Source organism: Pseudomonas sp. BT76 TE3572, assembly GCF_050435365.1.
Lineage (GTDB): Bacteria > Pseudomonadota > Gammaproteobacteria > Pseudomonadales > Pseudomonadaceae > Aquipseudomonas > Aquipseudomonas fluorescens_W.
This window is the reverse complement of sequence record NZ_JBNDKE010000001.1, coordinates 1,788,803-1,809,263: the sequence shown is the minus strand read 5'-3', so window position 1 is coordinate 1,809,263 and position 20,461 is coordinate 1,788,803. Positions and strand designations below refer to the sequence as shown.

General features: G+C 56.8%; 20 protein-coding genes and 1 pseudogene. 11 read left to right on the top strand and 10 right to left on the bottom strand.

Going from position 1 to position 20,461, the window contains the following annotated elements; all coding sequences use genetic code 11:
* The first annotated feature begins 48 nt into the window (after positions 1-48).
* The 5 genes from ABH912_RS08170 to ABH912_RS08150 all read left to right on the top strand — a co-directional run bounded on the left by ABH912_RS08170 (position 49) and on the right by ABH912_RS08150 (position 5,787).
* Positions 49-1,251 (top strand): glycosyltransferase, encoded by a 1,203-nt coding sequence (locus ABH912_RS08170; RefSeq protein ID WP_429510329.1) that lies wholly within the window; start codon positions 49-51, stop codon positions 1,249-1,251.
* Positions 1,248-2,435, top strand: coding sequence for a glycosyltransferase family 2 protein (locus ABH912_RS08165; protein ID WP_429510328.1), 1,188 nt, complete (start codon positions 1,248-1,250; stop codon positions 2,433-2,435). The genes ABH912_RS08170 and ABH912_RS08165 overlap by 4 nt, the downstream gene beginning before the upstream one ends.
* Complete coding sequence (locus ABH912_RS08160) at positions 2,435-3,169, top strand: WecB/TagA/CpsF family glycosyltransferase (protein ID WP_429510327.1); 735 nt, start codon at positions 2,435-2,437, stop codon at positions 3,167-3,169. The genes ABH912_RS08165 and ABH912_RS08160 overlap by 1 nt, the downstream gene beginning before the upstream one ends.
* A 272-nt stretch (positions 3,170-3,441) precedes the next feature.
* Positions 3,442-4,584 (top strand): hypothetical protein, encoded by a 1,143-nt coding sequence (locus ABH912_RS08155; RefSeq protein WP_429510326.1) that lies wholly within the window; start codon positions 3,442-3,444, stop codon positions 4,582-4,584.
* Positions 4,585-4,665: 81 nt separating this feature from the next.
* On the top strand, positions 4,666-5,787 hold the full coding sequence (locus ABH912_RS08150) for a glycosyltransferase 61 family protein (protein ID WP_429510325.1): 1,122 nt from the start codon (positions 4,666-4,668) through the stop codon (positions 5,785-5,787).
* Between the two features lie 76 nt (positions 5,788-5,863).
* Here ABH912_RS08150 and ABH912_RS08145 read toward each other — a convergent pair whose 3' ends face one another.
* The 3 genes from ABH912_RS08145 to ABH912_RS08135 form a co-directional block, all read right to left on the bottom strand.
* Positions 5,864-7,288 (bottom strand): undecaprenyl-phosphate glucose phosphotransferase, encoded by a 1,425-nt coding sequence (locus tag ABH912_RS08145; RefSeq protein WP_033056667.1) that lies wholly within the window; start codon positions 7,286-7,288, stop codon positions 5,864-5,866.
* Positions 7,289-7,733: 445 nt separating this feature from the next.
* A complete protein-coding gene (locus ABH912_RS08140; RefSeq protein WP_033056665.1) occupies positions 7,734-8,918 on the bottom strand; it encodes an acetyl-CoA C-acyltransferase family protein in 1,185 nt (394 codons plus the stop codon).
* A 233-nt stretch (positions 8,919-9,151) separates the two neighbouring features.
* Positions 9,152-9,409: a DUF2790 domain-containing protein gene (locus tag ABH912_RS08135; RefSeq protein WP_429510324.1), complete on the bottom strand. Its 258-nt coding sequence runs from the start codon at positions 9,407-9,409 to the stop codon at positions 9,152-9,154.
* Positions 9,410-9,704: 295 nt separating this feature from the next.
* Between ABH912_RS08135 and ABH912_RS08130 the strand changes: the two genes are divergently transcribed.
* Complete coding sequence (locus ABH912_RS08130; RefSeq protein WP_033056726.1) at positions 9,705-9,926, top strand: hypothetical protein; 222 nt, start codon at positions 9,705-9,707, stop codon at positions 9,924-9,926.
* A 17-nt stretch (positions 9,927-9,943) separates the two neighbouring features.
* On the opposite strand, the gene ABH912_RS08125 is transcribed toward ABH912_RS08130, so the two are convergent.
* Positions 9,944-10,846, bottom strand: coding sequence for a LysR substrate-binding domain-containing protein (locus ABH912_RS08125; RefSeq protein ID WP_429510323.1), 903 nt, complete (start codon positions 10,844-10,846; stop codon positions 9,944-9,946).
* Between the two features lie 149 nt (positions 10,847-10,995).
* Between ABH912_RS08125 and ABH912_RS08120 the strand changes: the two genes are divergently transcribed.
* The 5 genes from ABH912_RS08120 (at position 10,996) to ABH912_RS08100 (ending at position 16,678) form a co-directional block, all read left to right on the top strand.
* Positions 10,996-12,297, top strand: a complete 1,302-nt coding sequence (locus tag ABH912_RS08120) for an NAD(P)/FAD-dependent oxidoreductase (RefSeq protein ID WP_429510322.1) — start codon at positions 10,996-10,998, stop codon at positions 12,295-12,297.
* 51 nt (positions 12,298-12,348) lie between these two features.
* Positions 12,349-13,437 carry a polyamine ABC transporter substrate-binding protein gene (locus tag ABH912_RS08115; protein ID WP_429510321.1) on the top strand — a complete coding sequence of 363 codons (1,089 nt, stop codon included), beginning with the start codon at positions 12,349-12,351 and terminating at the stop codon, positions 13,435-13,437.
* A 246-nt stretch (positions 13,438-13,683) separates the two neighbouring features.
* Positions 13,684-14,655: a tripartite tricarboxylate transporter substrate binding protein gene (locus tag ABH912_RS08110; RefSeq protein WP_033056652.1), complete on the top strand. Its 972-nt coding sequence runs from the start codon at positions 13,684-13,686 to the stop codon at positions 14,653-14,655.
* Entirely contained in the window at positions 14,652-15,146 is a 495-nt protein-coding gene (locus ABH912_RS08105) for a tripartite tricarboxylate transporter TctB family protein (RefSeq protein ID WP_033056651.1), read from the top strand. Before ABH912_RS08110 ends, ABH912_RS08105 begins: the two co-directional genes overlap by 4 nt.
* 23 nt (positions 15,147-15,169) lie before the next feature.
* On the top strand, positions 15,170-16,678 hold the full coding sequence (locus tag ABH912_RS08100) for a tripartite tricarboxylate transporter permease (RefSeq protein ID WP_033056650.1): 1,509 nt from the start codon (positions 15,170-15,172) through the stop codon (positions 16,676-16,678).
* 45 nt (positions 16,679-16,723) lie between these two features.
* Here ABH912_RS08100 and ABH912_RS08095 read toward each other — a convergent pair whose 3' ends face one another.
* The 6 genes and pseudogenes from ABH912_RS08095 to ABH912_RS08070 all read right to left on the bottom strand — a co-directional run bounded on the left by ABH912_RS08095 (position 16,724) and on the right by ABH912_RS08070 (position 20,322).
* Positions 16,724-17,143 (bottom strand): organic hydroperoxide resistance protein, encoded by a 420-nt coding sequence (locus ABH912_RS08095; RefSeq protein WP_429510320.1) that lies wholly within the window; start codon positions 17,141-17,143, stop codon positions 16,724-16,726.
* A 208-nt stretch (positions 17,144-17,351) separates the two neighbouring features.
* Positions 17,352-17,658 (bottom strand): annotated as a pseudogene (locus ABH912_RS08090) (FAS1-like dehydratase domain-containing protein); the annotation flags it as partial.
* Between the two features lie 57 nt (positions 17,659-17,715).
* Positions 17,716-18,222, bottom strand: a complete 507-nt coding sequence (gene msrA, locus ABH912_RS08085) for a peptide-methionine (S)-S-oxide reductase MsrA (protein WP_429510319.1) — start codon at positions 18,220-18,222, stop codon at positions 17,716-17,718.
* Between the two features lie 182 nt (positions 18,223-18,404).
* Positions 18,405-19,076, bottom strand: a complete 672-nt coding sequence (locus ABH912_RS08080; protein ID WP_033056645.1) for a helix-turn-helix transcriptional regulator — start codon at positions 19,074-19,076, stop codon at positions 18,405-18,407.
* A gap of 19 nt (positions 19,077-19,095) precedes the next feature.
* A complete protein-coding gene (locus ABH912_RS08075; protein WP_429510318.1) occupies positions 19,096-19,725 on the bottom strand; it encodes a hypothetical protein in 630 nt (209 codons plus the stop codon).
* Between the two features lie 165 nt (positions 19,726-19,890).
* Positions 19,891-20,322, bottom strand: a complete 432-nt coding sequence (locus tag ABH912_RS08070) for a nuclear transport factor 2 family protein (RefSeq protein WP_429510317.1) — start codon at positions 20,320-20,322, stop codon at positions 19,891-19,893.
* Between the last annotated feature and the right edge of the window lie 139 nt (positions 20,323-20,461).

The following is a 20,461-nucleotide window of genomic DNA, read 5'->3' as shown; positions in this document are numbered from 1 at the left end:
GTTACTTGCAGTAATAATCCACTGAAACGACAACTAAGTCTGGTTCCTATGCGTATTGCTTATTTCATCAATCAATACCCCAAAGTCAGCCATAGCTTCATTCGTCGCGAAATTTTGGCGTTGGAACGTCAGGGGTTTGTGGTGCAGCGCATTGCCCTGCGTGGCTGGGATGCCGAATTGGTGGATGCCGAGGACGTGTCCGAACGCGATAAAACCCAGTATGTGCTGCAGGGCGGGGTCAAAGAGCTGTTAGTGCCTGTGCTTCAGGTGTTGCGCGCCCAGCCGCGACGTTTTTTTTCGGCGCTGTGGCTGGCGCTACGCATGGGCCGGCGTGCCGATCGCTCCTGGCCCTATCATTTGGTTTATTTGGCCGAGGCGTGTCGCGTGCTGATGTGGTTGCAGGCGTTCGGGGCCGAGCATGTGCATGCGCATTTCGGCACCAACTCAACCGAGGTGGTGATGCTGGCCAATGTACTCGGTGGGCCGGCGTACAGTTTTACCGTGCACGGGCCGGAAGAGTTCGACAAACCGCAGTTTATTCATTTGGGCGAGAAAGTCCGGCGCGCAGCCTTTGTCGCTGCTATCAGTTCTTATGGGCGCAGCCAGCTGTATCGCTGGGTGGCTCATGCCCACTGGCCAAGGGTAAAGGTGGTGCATTGTGGGCTGGAACGGGCGTTTCACGATGTGCCGGCCGTTGCCGTGCCATCCGCGCCGCGGTTGGTTTGTGCAGGTCGTTTGTGTGAGCAAAAGGGTCAGCTTTTGCTGCTTGAAGCCGCCCGCATCCTGACAGCTCAAGACGTGGAGTTCGAAATAGTACTGGCCGGCGATGGAGAAATGCGCGCGGAAATCGAAACCCTGATTGCACGGCATGGCTTGCAGGCACGGGTGCGAATTACCGGCTGGATCAGCAGCGATCAGGTGCGGGCGGAGATTCTTGCGGCGCGGGCCTTGGTGTTGCCGAGCTTCGCCGAGGGGTTGCCGGTGGTCATCATGGAAGCCATGGCGTTGCGCCGACCCGTACTGACGAGCTATGTGGCGGGCATACCCGAGTTGGTGCGACAGGGTGAGAACGGTTGGTTATTTCCCGCCGGAGCTGTGGATGAGTTGGCGGCGGCGCTGGCGGACTGCCTCGCGCAACCTGTCGAGGTGTTACAGCGGATGGGCGAGGCGGCGTATCAGAGAGTGCTGGAGCGACACGATATCGATATCGAAGCAGCCAAGTTGGCTCATTTGTTCAGGGCGCAAGCATGATCACATTACTTAGTTGGCTGTTCAGCGCACTGCTGATACTCATCCTCCTGCCGGTGTTGGTGCTGTTTGTGCAGGTGCTGATGGCCTGCCTGCCTGCACGGTCGCGCTCGCCTGCGCAAGGATCGCGACCGCGGGTGGCGGTGTTGATACCGGCACACAATGAATCCTCGATCATCGTCGCGACGTTAAACAGCATTCTGCCGCAGTTGCTTTTGGGTGATCGCCTATTGGTGGTGGCGGATAACTGTTCTGACGACACGGCCGCGCAGGCCCGCATGGCGGGCGCTGAGGTGGTGGAGCGCAGCAATGATCAGCAGCGTGGCAAGGGTTATGCGCTGGACTGTGGGGTGCGTCATTTGGCGAGCGATGCGCCGGACGTCATGATTGTTATCGATGCGGATTGCCAGGTGGCCGCAGGTTCTATTGAGCGTTTGGCAATCTGTTGCATCGACTCAGGGCGGCCAGCGCAAGCACTTAATTTAATGCATGCTCCAGCAGGTTCCGGGCTGAAAGTGCGGCTTGCCGAGTTTGCCTGGTGTGTGAAGAACCGGGTGCGGCCGCAGGGTTGGACCCGGCTCGGTTTGCCCTGTCAGTTAATGGGCACGGGAATGGCTTTCGTCTGGCGGGATATGACGTTGATCAGTTTGGCCAGTGGCCACATCGTTGAAGATTTGAAGATGGGCCTGGATTTATGCCGAAGCGGCAAGCCGCCGGTGTTCTGCCCCGATGCTCTGGTGACCAGTTATTTTCCGCGCAGCGAAGAAGGCTTAACTACCCAGCGTACGCGCTGGGAACATGGTCATCTAGGGGTAATCCTTGGGGATACGCCGAAGTTGCTGGTGGAGTCGATTGGCCAGCGAAACTGGAGTCTGCTGGCGATGACGCTGGATTTGCTGGTCCCTCCGTTGGCCTTGTTGACGTTGGCCTTGGTGGCGGCATTTGGTTTGTCATGGTTGGTATTCATGCTGTCGGGAGCTTTGGCCCCAGCATTGATAGCTTCCTCCGGGGTGGCAATATTGGGTGTGACTGTCTTGCTGGCATGGAGCCGGTTTGGTCGCGGGATTATTTCTTTTTCAGCCTTGTTGTATGCGCCGTTCTACGCGGTGAAGAAAATCCCTCTGTACCTCGGATTTTTACTTAAGCGCCAAGTTGAATGGGTGCGTTCGAAGCGAGATGACACCTGATGCGCGCTTCATCCTGGCTGCACAACTGGCAAACGATTCTCCAGGATCTCAGGGTGGTCAGTGATGTGGGTGATGAACAAGGATTGATTGAGGCTTTATCCAGGACTGAGTCGACGAAGGTGCTTGGCTTCGTCAATGCCCATGCCATGAACCTGGTGGCGGGCAACACCGATTACTATCACGCGCTGTCGGCTGCTGACGTGTTATTACGCGATGGCTCCGGCATGGCTGTCCTGTTTCGTCGCCTCGGCCTGGAGCCGGGACTGAATATGAATGGCACCGATTTCATTCCCAAATTGCTGGCCGCGTACAAGGGCCGGCGCGTGGCTTTCTGGGGGACTGAAGAACCCTTTCTAGCTAACGCGGTGCAGCGTAGCGAGGCGGTATTTGCGGTCAATGTAGTCTCTGCTCACCATGGTTTCGCGCCGGTGGATACCTACATCAACCTTGCCCGGCAGTTTCAACCGGAACTGGTTGTGTTGGGTATGGGCATGCCCAAGCAAGAAGCTGTTGCTGCCAGGTTAGCCGTCAGTGGCGTGCCTTGTCTGGTCGTGTGCGGTGGGGCGATTCTGGATTTTCTCGGCGGCAAGGTCACTCGTGCTCCGCAATGGGTGCGTCGTCTCGGTTGTGAGTGGGTGTTCAGGCTACTGAGTGAGCCAAAGCGATTATTCAGACGCTATGTGGTGGGTAATCCAATGTTCTTGTTGCGCACATTGATCTACAGGGATTCCTGACATTACAAGAATTTGACGCCTGGCCGGCGCCATAAAAAACGCGGCTGAAATATCTTGCAAAACCCCGACGTAGCACCTTTACTCAGGTTGGAATTATCGACTTGACGGGTATGTTCGGGGTCGTTTTCATCATTAAGATTGGCGTCAACAAAATGTTGTCAGACGCCGCATATTTTGAAAAAAGTGCTCGGCTGTCGAGCGCTCATTTCGAGTAGTTAGGTTATTGATTTGTAAACTCAAATGGCCATTCCTTGAAGTGTGCTAATAACCAAATGAAAAAATACATAGCCGAATTAATACGTAAGTTAATCTCTCCTTCAATGCGATTTGAGCTAAGGAAAGCGCTCGCCTGGCTGCAAGATATAGGGGGGAGGGCATGTTTTTGGCGCTGGGAAGTCGCCAGATTCAAACTGCGCGAAGACAGTGCCTTTGAAATTCTCTATGTGGGCAGGAAAACACAGCGGGAATTTGTAAAGGTACTACTGGGTGCTGAATCTAAAACGGTTAATAGCCAATTGAAGTTGGATAATTCAGCGCGAACAGTGTGGGTCAGTGAAATGCCGACCTTGGGTGCATTATATGTGCCTCAATATTTAAGTGCTGTCGTTCCGCTGAGCCGGTCAATTGAGGATATTACCGCCAGGTACAATACCGAGTTGCGTCGAAATCTGCGCAAGAACCGGTTGCGCTATCGTATGAAACAGGCCTTGAACGATGATGAAATTGAAATCGCAGATCGGGAAATGCTGAAGCCCTATGCCAGAGCGAGGCATGGAGCATCCGCCTCTCAAATTGAATCGCATGAGGTTCAAAGGGTGGCAAAAAATGCCGGGCGGCTCGATCTGGTACTGCTGGAGGATGAAATTGTTGCATGCCATCTTGGATGCGTCATTACCCGGGCAGGAAAACGCTACTGGAGCACGATCCGTTTCGGCTATCCCGATGTTGTATTTTCAGATGCCAAGAAGTTACGTGAAATCAACTCGATTACCACGTTCATGGCGCTTGAATGGGCGATAGAAAATGGTTTTGACTATTATGATATCGGCACTTGTCTGGCACGCCCGGATGATGGACTTCTTGAATGGAAGAGAAGACGTGGGGGTGATGTCGATACGCTGGGCAATCACGGCTATTTGTTTGTTCGACTGCCCAAGGTGGGCGCGGCCCAATTTCTTTGGGAGACCCCTCTATTTGCTGTCGAAGGCAAAAAACTGACACTTCATCTTGGGTTGCCGGACGGACCCAGTGATGAAGAGGTCGCGGGTCGATATCGTGAAATGGGTTTTGGTGGACTGTTCAAAATATATCTTCATTGTTCTAGAAAACCGGAAGAGGCGCTCCTCGACACGTTGCGCGGCCGCTATGCTCATCTGGCATTACCCCCTATTCTGGAAACTATTGTATCCACCTGAATAGGTTGCTTTAAAGAAGTACGGTTTACGTGTTTGGCCATAAACGCTGTTTCGGTATAACCACATTACGATGAGGTGCATATGTCGAAATTTAACGCATTGACGAGTGGCGGCCAATCAAAGTGGAGCCTTGCGGCGTATAAACACATTCTTAAAACGCGACTTATACGCAAGCCGTCGTTAACGCTGCAAAGCCTGGCCGTGAAAACGTGGGAAATTGCTCCAGGCGAAATCTCAATGGCTCCGCCCGCTTTTTTCCTTCCCAATCAACTCGAACGTGTGACGGGATGGGCAGGGGAGCTTTTTTATCCTTACGAGCATCCCCGTCGCACAATGGAAGGAGTGGGCAGTGTTGAACATGGGGCAACACGAGGCTACCTGCTTAAAGATGTCTGGTTAATTGATGGCACTCTTTACAAAGGTAATGCCAAGTCTTCGTTGTCGCCTAGATCTGGATGGTTACCAAAGATTCGCGTAGAAAACGAAATTGATCGCGGTGCGATGTTTTGTACGGCGGGAGGGAATAAATGGTTTGGCTCGTGGTTAATGGATGATTGCATAACCTATCCAATAGCCTGCGAGGAAGGCGTTCCGGTGACCACGGCAGTGCCTGCCAACGGTGTGTCCACCGCTACGACCTGCATACTTCATGCCCCCGGCTATGAGGACTGGCTTGGTATGACGCCGGTTCGTTTACGCGATGCATTTTTTCGTGAGCTCGTTATCTTTGACGACCTAAGTCAAAATCGACATAAGCACCTGCGCTTTCGGGCGATGGGTGAAAAGTTACTCTCGCACGTAAAAGTTTGCGATCACCCAGGCGTGTTCGTTCTGCGAGGCGGCACGGGAGAATTGCGATTGTTACGCAATGAGTTGGAACTTGCCGAGCGTCTGCGTGACCGCAGGGGGTTTCGGATTATCGATCCTGCGAAATCCGACGTTGCCACTATCGTGGCGGCCTGTGCCGGTGCAAGAACAGTGGTAGGGATTGAAGGGAGTCATCTAATACACGGCGTTAATGTACTCCAGCCGGGTGGTTCGCTGCTGGTTTTGCAGCCCCCTAATCGCTTCCTCTGTTTTTTTAAATATCTTACGGATCGTGATCACCAAAATTTTGGCTTTGTGGTCGGTACGCAAGAGGGCAATGGCTTCAGGATCGATCCCGATGAGGTTGAGCGTACGCTGGATCTATTTCCGGCATAACAGCTTCTTCAGGTTTCTGGATATCTGAATTCATGCCGGGGCAGGAAGCCACCCCGGTATTCTGGGTCATGTCAGCTTAGTAGGCATGCTTGCCCGAGAAAGCAAACACCGTTCGTACAAGGATGATGAAATCGAGCCAAAGCGACCAGTTGTTGATGTACTCGATGTCCGAGTCAACACGTCGGATCATCTGCTCTATATCCCTCGTTTCACCACGATAACCACGCACCTGAGCCAGGCCTGTGATGCCCGGTTTAATGTTGTGACGCGCAAAGTAGCCCGAGACATCGGGCGAGTACTGCACATCGTGTTGAATAGCGTGCGGGCGAGGCCCCACCAGAGACATTTCCCCCATCAACACGTTGAACAACTGCGGTAGTTCATCGAGGCTGGTCCGCCGAATAAAGGCGCCAACCCTGGTCATGCGCGGGTCATTCTTTTGCGCCTGCTTGACGACGCCGTCTTCCGGCTGATGGACGACCATGCTTCTGAACTTCCAGATCCGGAAAGCTTCACCACTCCACCCCATGCGTTGCTGACGAAAGAATATGGGGCCGGGGCTATCGAGCTTGATGGCAATGGCGACGACTGCCAGGACTGGCGCTGCAAGAACCAGAATGAGAAAGGCCAGGACTTTGTCCTCAAGGTTCTTCAGAAACAGACGCATGCCCATCAGCGGAGTTTCAGACAAGGTCAGCACGGGAATGCCGGCAATTTCGCGAACACTATGGTTGATCAGGCGCAACGAGAAAATGTCAGGCACCCAGTTAACAGAGATGTGTTTATCGAACAGCCTTAGATAAACATCCTGGATGACCTCTGAGCCACCCAGAGGGGTCACGAAATAGACGGTACGAATGGCATGTTTAACGACTAACTCGTCAAGGTCGGAGATATCGCCCAGTATCGACAGACGTTGCGCGCCTTCCAGACTTTCCTTTCCCCGATCATCGTCCGCGCCAATCAACACACAGCCGACGATGCGTTCACCGAGCCAGGGGTTATTGCTGATTTTTTTGTGAAGATAGCTGGCCAGTTCGCCCGAGCCAATGATGAGCGAGTTTTCCAATTGAGTCGGGTGGGCCAAAAATTTCTTCTGCATCTCGCGTGTCGCGAGGTGCAACAGCAACTGAGCAAAATATCCAAGAATAAATAGCTGCCCGACCAATAAGCGCGAGTACTGTTCGCTTTGCTTGGTAAGAAAGGCCATGGCCACGAGAAAGCCAAACGTGGCAGTCCACGCTTTCAAAAGCTTGAAGGCTTTGACGGTAAAAACAACGTTGCTGCGGTAAATGGCGTAGTGGTCGTACACGACGGCCAGCGCCCCCAGCAGCAACAGGAGCAGGATGACATAGGACTGCGTTATGAAGCCGATATGATAATTGATCAAAAACCACGCAACACCGGTCACTGCAACACAATCGAGACCAGCCTGAACAACGATACTGGTACTGCTTCTTCGCTGGAGAACGGAACGGGTACTGTTGGGCTCAAATATCATATCTAGACCTCATGTCTGCTGCCCCTCGCGCTCGATGATGGCGCGATTCAGTTCATGCTGCCCTCGCTTGAGAGCCTCGGCATCACCGTAATCTGCCACCCACCTTCGAAAATTACAGGCTTTGGGAGCATGTGGCGACGCGTGCTATCACTTTAGCAGTACTGTGAAATCATTCACTGAATCTGCCGTCGTTCTGCGTAGTCTAGTAGAACCTCCGGGACTGAAAAAATGAAGCGCGTCGAGATACCGACCGGCGCCTGCTGCGGGGCCTTCCGCGGTGTCTGCAGCAAGGTTGTGCCTGGTCATTCATCGGAAATGGGGCGCGGGTTTGGTCGCGCAGTGATCGAGGTTTACGCCGAGCTGAAATCGGAGTGCATTGCGCACAGATTCCATCGCGGTAAAACAAGACGGCGCCCACAATGGGCGCCGTCTTCATTTGGGGCGATCAGACGCGTTCGAACAACACGGCGATGCCTTGGCCGCCGCCGATGCACATGGTTGCCAAGGCATAACGGCCCTGAACACGGTGCAATTCGTGAATGGCTTTGGTGGCGATAATCGCACCGGTCGCGCCCACCGGGTGGCCCAGCGAAATCCCCGAACCGTTCGGGTTGACCTTCGCCGGGTCGAAGCCCAGTTCCTGCGCCACGGCACACGCCTGGGCCGCGAATGCTTCGTTGGACTCGATGACATCCAGGTCGGCAACGGTCAGGCCGGCGCGTTTGAGGACCAGGCGGGTGGCAGGAATCGGTCCCAGCCCCATCAGCTCTGGCTCCACACCGGCATGGGCATAACCGACCAGTCGGACCATCGGTTTGAGACCTTGATCGAGAACCATCTGACCGGTGGCCAGGATCAGTGCACCGGCACCGTCATTGAGGCCCGATGCATTGCCGGCGGTGACGCTGCCGTCTTTTTTGAAGGCCGGTTTCATCTTGCCCAATTGCTCGGCATTGACCTCGGCGCGGACATGTTCGTCCGTCGCAAACGTCACGGTACCTTTGCGGGACGCCACTTCGATCGGCACGATCTGGTCGGTGAATCGCCCTTCGGCAATCGCCCGGGCTGCCCGTTGCTGGCTGAGCAGCGCCAACTCATCCTGAGCCTGACGAGTGATGCCATAGCGCTCGGCGACGTTTTCCGCAGTAATGCCCATGTGGAAACCGCCAAACGGGTCTTGCAGAACGCCGAGCACGTAGTCGATGGCTTGCATATCACCCATGCGGGCGCCCCAGCGCGCCTGCGGCAACAGATAGGTTCCGCGGCTCATGGATTCGACGCCACCCGCCAGCGCAGCGCCTGCGTCTCCCAACATCAAACTCTGTGCTGCGCTGACAATGGCCTGCAAACCAGAACCGCAGAGGCGGTTGACGTTGAAGGCGGGCGTCTCTTTCGGCAGGCCGGCGTTCATCGCCACGGCACGAGAGATGTAGGCGTCACGTGCTTCCGTCGGGATCACATGCCCCATCACCACGTGACCGATGTGTTCAGGTGCCAGCCCCGAACGTTCAATGGCGGCACGGCAAACGTCAGTGGCCAATTGAATGGGCGGCACATCTTTGAGCGACCCGCCAAAGCTGCCGATGGCCGAGCGGACGGCGCTGATAACAAAAATGTCGGATGGGTTCATGCGGGTTCCCCTGGAACAGTCCTGGATTCAAGTGTGCTTTTGCACTGTTATATGGAGGTGAGTCTAGACACCGCGATGATGTTGGCCTATGCCAAAACTGCTCAAGGGGGGTGGCTTTTTTGGCCATTTCAGTTGAAGTCGCTTTTTGATCCCATACATGTCGCGGCGGCGGGCTACAGAGGTCAGCCAGTGGCGCCAGTGCAGCCCGATCCTCTGTGAGTACAGGCGTGTGATCAATTATCACCAATGCAACCCATGCCATGGATCTGGTAATCCAGCACATGCTTGCGACCCTGATGGTCGAGGTAAATCAGCTGCGCGGGGACGATGCCGCAATCTTGCGTGATGATATTGCTGGACAGGTCTTTGGCAATATCAACTTCTACGAAGAAACCGGTCTTGTCGTGGATGACAGGTTCGGCGGTCTGGGTGTCGGCAAACGCCGAACCGGTGGCGAGGAGGGCAGCACAACCGAGGATTAACATTTTCATGATGATTCCCTCTATTCAGAGGCGGATTGGCTGCCGATGGGTTGCCGCACAGCCGACCCACAGTTGAATGACAATTCTGTAATGAAACGGCGCCGACGGTACGGTTAGCGACCGGCGGCTTCGAGGGTCAGGCCAGCGATTTCTTGGTATGAAACGAGGGTGCTGGCTACGCCGGCAACTCAATGACAAGTTGTAATGCACGGCGCGCTTGTCTTTATGCCTGCCGTATGTCGGAAGCGAGGAACGCCATCCATGAGAAAACTGCCAAACGAAGACTGTCTTTGGGAGTTTCAGCATGAGTGATGATCAAAAGAGTGAAGCCCTGGCGGCCTGGTATCAGCTCCTGAAAGCGCCTGAAATCCGGATGGATGCCGAAGAGCAATATGACGAGTTGCTCAGGGCTGCCGATGAGATGGAGCGCACCGGACTCATCAACAGCGTTGAATGGCGCAAGCTGGTTCAAGAGGCGAACGCTGCTTTTGCCAATGCGACACAAGGGGTGGGAGGCGGAACGTAGTGTTTAAACCCTGATGGTCAAACGTCGCCTGCGGGCTGTTCGGCCTGTTGGGCAAACCACTGCATGATCAGCGAGCAGGCTGGATGAGCGGCGGCAGTAGGTTGCAGGTTCAAAGCGTAAATGCCGCGAGTCTTCAAGGGGTGGCCGAACGGAACGACGAGCACGCCTCGTTCGAGTGATTCGCCTGCCAGGGTCAGGTCAGTCATGGCGACCCCCAGTCCTCGCGCCGCTGCATCGAGCGCCAACTCGTCGAGGTTGAAGGGGATATGGCGGTAGTCCTCGAGTGACTGGCCGCCATTGGCGTGCAGCCACTGGACCCAGTCATGCTTGTCCGCCGAGCGATGCAACAGCGGGAAACGCACGAGATCGGCCACCGACTCCAACGGCTGGGAGGTGCTACCCAGACCCGGGGCGCACACCGGCACCAGCGCCTCCTCGAACAACGTCAGGCAGTCAGGATCGCGGGACGGCTCGGGCAGATAGAGGATGTAGGCGTCGCTGTCGATGGCCGGCTCCACCACTTCCGTGGCCACGGTTTCGATCGACAGCGAAACCTGCGGATGACTTCGATAGAACTCGCTCAACTTTGGCAACAACCATCGAACTGCCAACGACACATGCATGCGAATGCGGAAGGGTCGTTTTTGCGGTGTCAGCCGATCTTCAAGGGTTTTCAGTTGCTCCAGGATACTTCGGGCGGTCGCAAGGACCTGCTCGCCTTCCGGTGTCAGTCGAACACTGCGGCTATTCCTCACGAACATCGGCAAGTCGAAGTGGCTCTCCAACTGCTGGATTTTTCGGCTCACTGCGCTTTGGGTCAGGCACAGCTTTTGCGCCGCTTGCGTGAAGCTGCCCGAGCCTGCGACCTCGACCAGCGCCTGCAAGGCCTGGAGAGAAGGAACGTGGTGGATTTTATCCATGCGTTTTATGAATGGCTCGATGATTTTATAACGTTGGTTGTATCACTACAGGCCTTATAAATTCTAGCTCTAGCCAGCACCCTCCGAAAATACTCATGCGATGACGTCATGTGCGGTGCTTGCGGAACGACAGGCAGATGAGGTGATGCATGACCAATGTATGTGGCTGGATTGCGCAGGCGGGGAGTTCTCCCGCTCGCGATGCTCTCAAAGGCGCGCAAAAAGCCGATTGGCTGATTGTCGGTGCCGGTATCACCGGGCTGTGCGCCGCTCACACACTCGCTGAAATGCACCCTCAGGCGAGGATCGTGATCGTCGACAGACAACGGGCCGCACAGGGCGCTTCGGCGCGCAATTCGGGCTTCGTGGTGGGGCACGAACATCCGGCCAAGGATGAGTTGATCGGCAACCCGGGGTTCGCCGGTTTTGAAGTCGATACCTCGATTTCCCGCGCCGCCAGTGACGAAGTGCGCCGACGCATCGCTCGTCTGGGTATCGAATGTGAATTCAGGGAGTCGGGCTACTTCTTCGCCGTCAACGATCCCGGCAAGTTGACCGATGTCGCCGCCAAACTGGCGACGCTACGCGCTGTCGGCGCCTCTGCGCATTTTCTGGAAGGTGAACCGCTGAGCAAACAACTGGGCACCGCGCATTACCAGGCCGCGATCTGGTGCGGCAATGGCAACGCACTGCTGCAACCGGCGAAATACGTGAAGGGCCTGCTGGATATGCTGCCGGACACGGTAACCCTGTTTGAGAACACCGATATCACCGGCCTGGAGCGTTCGGGTAAAGGGCGTATTCGCGCCAATGGCACCGACGGAAGCATCGAGGCCAGGCAAGTGCTGGTGTGCTTGAACGCGTTCATCCCGCGCTCAGGGATAGAGGGCAGCGGGACGTTCCCGATGGAACTCAGTGCCAGCCTGACACGACCGCTCAGCGACGCCGAGTTCAATTCCATCGGCGCGGTTGAGCCTTGGGGCGTGCTGTCGACCCGGCCCTTGGGCGCCACGGTTCGACTGACCCCGGACCGCCGCGTGATGATCCGCAACACAGCGGAATACCGTTCTCGGGATTTATCCAACAGTGAGCTGCTGCACCGTCGCCAACACCATGTGCTCGGCTTGCAACGACGCTTCCCGTTTTTGAACGAACAGGACATTCAATACACCTGGACCGGACACTTGAGCGCTTCACGCACCGGGCAACCGTATTTCGCCAAGGTCGACGAAGGTGTGTTTGCGGTGGCCGGCTGCAATGGTTCGGGCGTCGCACGCGGCACTCTTTGGGGACGCTTGCTCGCCGAACTGGCATCGGGTGCCAGCTCGCCCACCCTCGAATCAGTGATGCGCAGAGCCCGGCCGGGCTGGCTGCCACCGCGGCCCTTGCTCGATATCGGTGCCATGCTTCGAATGCGCGTGGAGGCGGTCAGGGCCAAAACAGAAATCTAGAACACCCGGCGATCAAAGAATAAAAACTCATCAAACACACGGTGATTGAACATGCGCGTCAAAAACATTTCCCTGATGGTCGTGCTGACGACGTTGTCGGCAGCCACTTACGCCGACGAAGTCGTCAATATCTCAAACTGGAACGGCTACATCGCCGACGACACCTTGGTCACCTTCACCAAGGAAACGGGGATCAAGGCAACGTACGACATTCACGACAGCAACGAAGTGCTCGAATCCAAACTGATGACCGGCAACACCGGCTATGACGTGGTGAGCCCTTCGAACCATTTTCTGTCCCGATTGATCAAAGCCGGGGCGGTGCAGAAACTCGATAAAAGCCAGCTGCCCAACTGGAAAAACCTTGACCCGGCGTTGATGAAAAAACTCGAGGTCAATGATCCGGGCAATCAATACGGTTATCCGTACATGTGGGGCACGGCGGGTATCGGCTACAACGTCGAGAAGATCAAGGCGATCTTCGGCAACACCGATGTCACCCATTCCTGGAATCTGTTTTTTGATGAAAACAACATCAAGAAACTGAGCCAGTGCGGCGTGGCGATTATCGATAACCCTACGCAGATCCTGCCGATCACCCTGAACTACCTGGGGCTGCCACCGCATAGCCACGAGCCGGCGGACTACAAGAAAGCCGAGCAGGCGCTGCTCAAAATCAGGCCTTACGTCCAGTATTTCCACGCATCCAAGTACATCAGCGACCTGGCGAACGGCAATGTCTGCGCGGTGATCGGTTTCAATGGCGACATCGTGCAGGCGGCCGCCAGCGCCAAGGAAGCCAACAACGGCATCGACATCGCCTATTCGATCCCTGACGAAGGCTCGACGCTGTGGTTCGACATGGTGGTCATGCCCAAGAGCGCGCCACACGAGAAGAATGGCTACGCCTACATGAATTGCCTGCTGACCCCGCAGGTTATTGCCAACATCAGCAACAGCATTCATTACGCCAACCCCAACCTTGCGGCGGATGAATATGTAACTCCGGTAGTGAAGCAGGACCTGGCGATTTACCCGCCGAAAAGCGTGCTGGACAAGTTGTTTACCGTAGAGGAGTTGCCTGCGGCCATCGCACGGTTGAGCACTCGCCTGTGGACCAAGCTGAAAACCAACACATAACAACATCGGCATGATCCCAGGGGGGCACCGATGCCTAATGCCAGTCAGTTAAGCAATTTCAGCTGCTACAGATTGCATTGCGGCTTAACTGATTGGCATCAGGCTTACTTCAAGGGATTTTTCGTTGTATGTCGTCGCCCGAACCATGGCCTACGCTTATCCCGAGATGGATATTCATTGATCAGGGTTTATTCCTGATCGACGTTCAACGGGTGCCATAAAAACAAAAGTCTCGGGAGACCACTTATGTCCGCTTTGTTCCGTCGATTCAGCCGCTGCATCGCAACGGCCGTTACCGCAGCTGCGCTCGCGACTCCGGCCTTTGCGCTGGACACCGTCAAGTTCATGGCCCCGGGTTCTGTGGGTGGCGGTTATGACCAGACCGCCAGGGTTCTGGGCAAAGCCTTGATCGAGGCCAACACGGCCAAATCCACCACCTTCGAGAACAAGGGCGGAGCAGGGGGGACGTTGGGGTTGGCGCAGTTCGCCAACAGCACCAAGGGCGATCCGAATGCGCTGCTGGTTGTCGGCGCGATCATGGTCACTGCCATTGAACAGAACAAACCGCAGATCACCTTGAAGGACGTGACGCCGATTGCCCGGCTGTTTACTGAATACAACGTGATTGCCGTTCGCAAGGAGTCTGAATTCCAAACCCTGGAGGACTTGCTGAAAGTCTTCAAAGACAAGCCGACCAGCATCTCCTGGGGCGGTGGTTCCAAGGGGTCGATCGATCACATCGGCATTGCCGAATTGGCCGCGAAAATGGGTGTCCCGGTCAACAAGGTGAATTACGTTGCCTTCGCGGGCGGGGGTGAAGTCGTTGCCCAGGCATTGGGCGGGCAAATCAAGGTGATCACCGGTGGTTATGCCGAGCTTGGTCAATACATCAGGAACGGCCAGTTCCGAGTACTCGCCATCGGCGCGCCGGAACGCATTGAAGGCATCGATGCACCGACCCTCAAGGAGAAAGGCTACGACGTGACCATCGGCAATTGGCGGGGTGTTTACGGTGCCGCGAACCTCACGCCCGAGCAGCGCAAAGAAGTGATCGACGCTGTCGTGGCCGCCACCAACAGCAAAGTCTGGAAAGACAATATCGACACCAACAAATGGTCACCCAACGTCCTGACCGGCGATGAGTTCGGCAAATTTGTCGACGACGAGCATGTGCGGCTGCGTGCGATGCTGGTCGAGGTCGGGCTGGTTTCGCAATGACTGAGTCTCGCGCAATCGTGCCGGTGCAACTGGCGATCGGCATCGGAGTGATTGCCATCAGCGCCGTGTTGGCGGTGGGCGCATTCCGGTTTCCGCCTGAGATGGGCTTCGTCATCCTGGGAGCCCACGTCTACCCGTACGCCGTTGCAGTGTTCCTGGGCGTCGTCGGTCTATTGCTGTGTTATCAGGCCATCACCGGTGGATTTCGCGAGTTGGCAGACCACAGCGACGAAGCTGCCCAAGCGCTGCCCGGCGGCAAAGCCGGCGCAGCCTGGGTGACGGCGGGGCTTGTGGGGGTAGCCGTGCTGATTAACCTCATCGGCTTCGTATTGGCCGCCGGGCTGCTGTTTGCCTGTTCGGCGCGAGGGTTTGGCAGTCGTCGGCCAGTGAAGGACTTCGCTATCGGCATTGCCTTGACGCTGCCGATTTACTGGCTGTTCAACGCCGGGCTAGGGGTTTCCCTGCCGCCCCTTGTCAATGCCTGGATCTGACCGGGCCGAAGGAGGTAAACAAGGTGGAAACTCTCGCAAACCTGGCCATTGGTTTTTCCGCTGCGCTGACACCGATCAATTTGATGTGGGGCTTTATCGGCTGTTTGCTCGGCACCGCCATTGGTGTCTTGCCGGGTATTGGGCCGGCGCTGACCGTTGCGCTGCTGCTGCCGATCACCGCCAAGGTCGATCCTACGGGCGCCTTGATCATGTTCGCCGGGATCTATTACGGCGCGCAGTTCGGCGGCTCGACCACTTCCATCCTGCTCAATACGCCCGGTGAATCCTCCTCCATGGTCACGGCCCTGGAAGGCAATCTCATGGCGCGTAACGGCCGGGCAGGACCGGCCCTGGCAACGGCCGCAATAGGCTCATTTGTTGCCGGCACCATCGCGACGGTGTTGCTGACGTTGTTTGCCCCGATTGTTGCCACGCTGGCGCTCAAGTTTGGTCCTGCGGAGTATTTCGCGATTCTGGTGCTGTCCTTCACGACGGTGTCTGCGGTACTCGGGGCTTCAATGCTGCGCGGTTTTGCCTCGCTCGGGATTGGACTGACCATCGGCTTGATCGGCCTGGACTCGACCTCGGGCATTGCCCGCTACACCTTGGCGGTGCCGGAGTTGGTTGATGGCATCGAAGTCGTGCTCGTCGCGGTCGGTTTGTTTGCCGTAGGTGAGGCCTTGTACAGCCTGCTGTATCAAAAAGAAGAAGCGTCCGGTCGGCACCGCTTGACCTCGTTGTGGATGACGCGCGCTGACTGGAAACGCTCGGTCCCCGCCTGGCTACGGGGCACGTTGATCGGTTTTCCATTCGGCTCGATTCCAGCCGGTGGTGCTGAAATTCCGACGTTCCTGTCCTATTCGGCGGAACGCAAATTGAGCAAGTACCCGAAAGAGTTTGCGGGCAGCAAGGGCGAAGGAGCGATCGAGGGGGTTGCCGGTCCCGAGGCGGCCAACAACGCGAGCGCGACGGGTTCTTTGGTGCCACTGCTGACGCTCGGTATTCCGACGTCCGCCACCGCGGCGATTCTGTTGGCCGCGTTCCAGAACTACAACCTGCAGCCGGGGCCGATGCTCTTCCAGACGTCGGGGGAACTGGTCTGGACCCTGGTGGCCTCGCTGTATGTCGGCAACGTGATTCTGCTGGTGTTGAACCTCCCGTTGGTGGGGCTGTGGGTCAAACTCCTGCAGATTCCCCGGCCGTACCTGAACGCCGGCATTCTGGTGTTTGCCACCATCGGCGTGTACGGCATGCGTCACTCTTCCTTCGACCTGTTGCTGATGTTGGGGATTGGTTGGGGCGGGGTGCTGATGCGTCGTTTCGATTTCCCCGTCGCCCCCGTAATCGTCGGCATGCTGCTGGGGCCCATGGCTGAAAAGCAGCTGCGTAATGCGTTGTCCATCAGCGAGGGAGACTGGCTGGTGTTTGTCACGCAACCGATATCGGCCGCGTTCCTCGCACTGACGCTGCTGGTGCTGGTGGTTCCGCACCTGCTTCACGCACGCGGTATCAAGTTGCATGAGGATGATTGACCGAGCGCAGCCTGCCGGGAAGGCAGGCTGCGCGGGGTGCTTTGGTTAAACCAGATTGATCGTGACGTCGATGTTGCCACGGGTCGCCTTGGAGTACGGGCACCGCTGGTGGGCGCCATCCACCACCGCCCGTGCGACAGCAGGGTCCAGGCCCGGAAGACTGACATTGAGGCGCGCCTGGAGGAAGAAGGCGTCTTCGGTCTTGCCCAGGTCCACTTCGGCATCGACGGCGACGTCGCTCGGCAGAGTCACCTTCAACGCGACAGCCGCCTTACCCATTGCACCGATGAAACAGGCCGACCAACCCGCCGCCAGCAGCTGTTCGGGATTGGTGCCGCTCCCTGACGAACCTGGCGCGGAAAGCTTGATTTCCAAACGTCCATCGTCGCTTCGCGCCTCGCCGTTACGGCCTCCGGTCGTGTGGGTCTTGCCGGTGTAAAGCACGGTATCGATTTCATTGATCATGAGGTGGCTCCTGCTGGGGTGTTGGGCTCTTTAGCCTGGGTTCATCGGAGAACGCCAGGTGTTCGACGCCGCCCACTTTTTCACCTTCATGTACTGCGTATGTGTCCTGATCCGGCGGTTGTGTAACGCTGTGTAAGATCTCCAGCGAACATACAGAACGATACAAATCTTCGGCCTATCCGATGCTTCACTGATACGTGTTCAGCCGTTATTCGCGAGGGGCCGTTACACCGTTTGTGGGATCACCTTCTTGCAGCATCTGCGTCAGGATTTCTCGCTCCTTCACACCCGGCACGACGCCGCTGGTTTGTGCTTCCATCACGATGATGTCGTCCTGGTTGCTCATCGTGATCGCCGCCGTGGCGCGGCCTTTTTCATCGATGTCCGTGATCACCCAATGGCAGGTGATGGTGTCGCCGGCATACACGGGCTTCTTGAAGTGGAACGTCATGCCTGACGCCGCGGGCCTCGGCGAAACGCGCATCGAAATGCGCGGGGTTGTAGTCGCGGGAAATTGCGCCGGGCGGGATCGCTGGAGCCTGTCGAGTGTTCGCCCGGATTTCGCCGCACCATCACCCTTGTTTAGGCAGTTTCCAGTTTGGCCGAATGAAATGGCAGGTGTAGCCGTTGGGATAGTGTTCGAGGTAGTCCTGATGTTCCGGCTCTGCCTCCCAGAACGGGCCTGCGGGCACGATTTCAGTGACAACTTTGTCGGGCCACAAGCCGGATGCATCAGCGTCGGCCACGGTGTCCTCGGCCACCTGCTTCTGTTCATCGTTGAGATAGAAGAGTGCCGAGCGATAGCTCATACCCACATCGTTGCCCTGACGATTTTTCGTCGTCGGGTCGTGGATCTGGAAGAAAAACTCGAGGATCTGGCGATAGCTGATCTGGTCCGGATCGAACACGATCTCGATCGCTTCCGCGTGCGTGCCATGGTTGCGGTAAGTCGCGTTGGGCACATCGCCGCCCGAGTATCCCACCCGCGTGGACACTACGCCGGGGTAGCGTCTCAGCAAATCCTGCATGCCCCAGAAGCAGCCACCGGCCAGGATCGCAGTTTCAGTTCGCGTCGTCATAGTACGGTCCCTCCCATCAGTGAATTTGGGATCAGGTATCAATGTACCTCATGTGCTTTCGCTTTTTGGCTGAATGCGTTCACTCGGTCCTCGGCCACGAGAGAGTTCACTGCGCCGTACAGGCAACTTCCTTGGTGAAGTGCGTCCATGTTCATCGTTTCTCAGGTGTCGGTTGCGCCACTTTAGCGGTCTGGTGTGGGGTTTGGCGAGTTGGGTGAAACATCAGGCTCGCTGGCCTTTTCTACGACGGGTCGCAGTTTGAATCGACAGACATTTCCGCCGCGCACCATGCACTCTGTGTGATCGACTTCACCACCGCCTAACGCTCCGATCAAGGCCAGGTCCAGTTCGCAGACCACCGGGTGGGCCGCGGCCAGGCGATGGAAGACGCAGTTGTGCGCGACGATTTCCTTGTCATCGGACGAGCGAAAAAACACTTCTGCTTCGTATCCCGCCTGGTTCATGTGCTGCACGATCCTGGCTTCGTCAACCACCTGGGGTTCGCGGTCCTGGGCCAGTTTACGGCCCATGCTGCGCATCAGCGAAGCCAGGGCGTCGTGGCCGATGATGTCGGCCACTTCCTCGATCAGCACGCTGGCGAGCATCTGGTATTGGCGAGGGAACTGCTCCCGCGCATGGTCGGTGAGCCGATATAGCTGCTCCGGACGTCGGCCCGTCGGCCGGGTTTCGCCGCGCAGCACCAAGGCGTCACGCTCCAGCGCCGCCAGGTGCTGGCGAACCGCGGTGCGTGTCACCGAAAGATGGTCAGCCAACTCGTCAATGCTCATGCCGCCCGCATGGTGCAGCAACGCATTGAGCAGGTCCTGCTGTGTACGGCCCAGTCCTTCCAGCATGGTTTGCCCTCGCGCGGTATCAGAACTTGTCCGGGAACTTCTTGACCAGTGCGGCCGTCAACGCGTCAGCCAGCGACACGATATGGGTGCGCATCATCTGCCAGGTGCGTGCTTCGCCTGCATAGTCGTGCGCGGCGAGTTCATCGACCTGGGCGACGTGGTGGCCGCCGTGGGCTGACAGCATCGCAACCAGCGTGTTTTCAGGGAGGTTGGGGTTGGCTTTGGCCAGAAACGCCGCAATCGCCTTGGCATTGCTGGTCAACTCCGTGACGGCTGCCTGCTTGCCTTTCGTGTCTTTGGCGACCGTGGCGTCGCTGTAGTGTTTCACCGCGCCCCAGTGACCGGCAAGCAGCTTGAGCAGTTGATCGGCTGCGGGCTGGCCGTAGAGCGGAGCGATGCTGTTGGCGATTTTGGTTGCGTTGTCGACGACCTGGTCAGCGGCGACTTTGGCTTGCTGTTTGTCCGCTGCCTGGTTGGCGATCGCGTAGTTTCTGATCCAGAAAATATGCTCGACCCACAGGTCGCGCAAGGCCAGGCGTGTGGTCAGCGCGGCGCTGTCGGCGGAGGCGGGAGCGGCGGGGGGATTCTGACTCCAGGCCGGTTGAGCACAGAACGCCAACAGCATTAAAGCCAGGACTTTGATATTCATGACGGCACCCTCTGGTGATGGGATTGTTCGACAATATCAATTTAAGCATACAAATATGTTTTTATAGGATTCAAGCCAAACTCGCGGATCAACGGTAGATAAAGGGGGGGAGAGTAGGGGACACCAGCCGCCTGGCTGACGGGCGCCCCCTCAGTTACGCAACAATCAGAACTTGAACGCTTGTCGGCCTACCAGCAACCAGTGGCCTTTCTGTTTTTGCCAGATCTGGAAGTTCTCGATTTCGGTCGGAACCACTTCGGTGCCCTTCAGCGCTTGTGCCGAGAAGTGATGTCGGACCAACGCAACGTCACCCGACACGGTGATGGTCTGGTTCTGCATCTCCAGGGTTTTGAACGCGCTTTTACCGGTTTCGATATCGTCGATGAAGGCTTTCTTGTCCTGGATCTTCCCGCTGGAATGCCCGTAGGTCAGGTTCTCGGCGGTCAGCGCCTTCAGATCGGCTATGTTCTTGTGCAACATGGCTTGCGTCAGATGATCGACGGCTTGCGCAACATCCTTGTCCACGGAAGCAGGAGCGGCGGCTACGTAGCCACTGAAGAGGCACAAGAATCCAATCAGCAGTTTCACTTTTTTCATCGGTGTTTCCTTGTTGTTGTGGGTTGTCGGAGCGAAAGTGAAAATATCACTTATCGGTCATCGTACAACCTAGCATGCGCCCAAGAAAAAAACGAAGCCTTCATATTGCTGGATGTAGTCAGCGCGACTCACCATTACA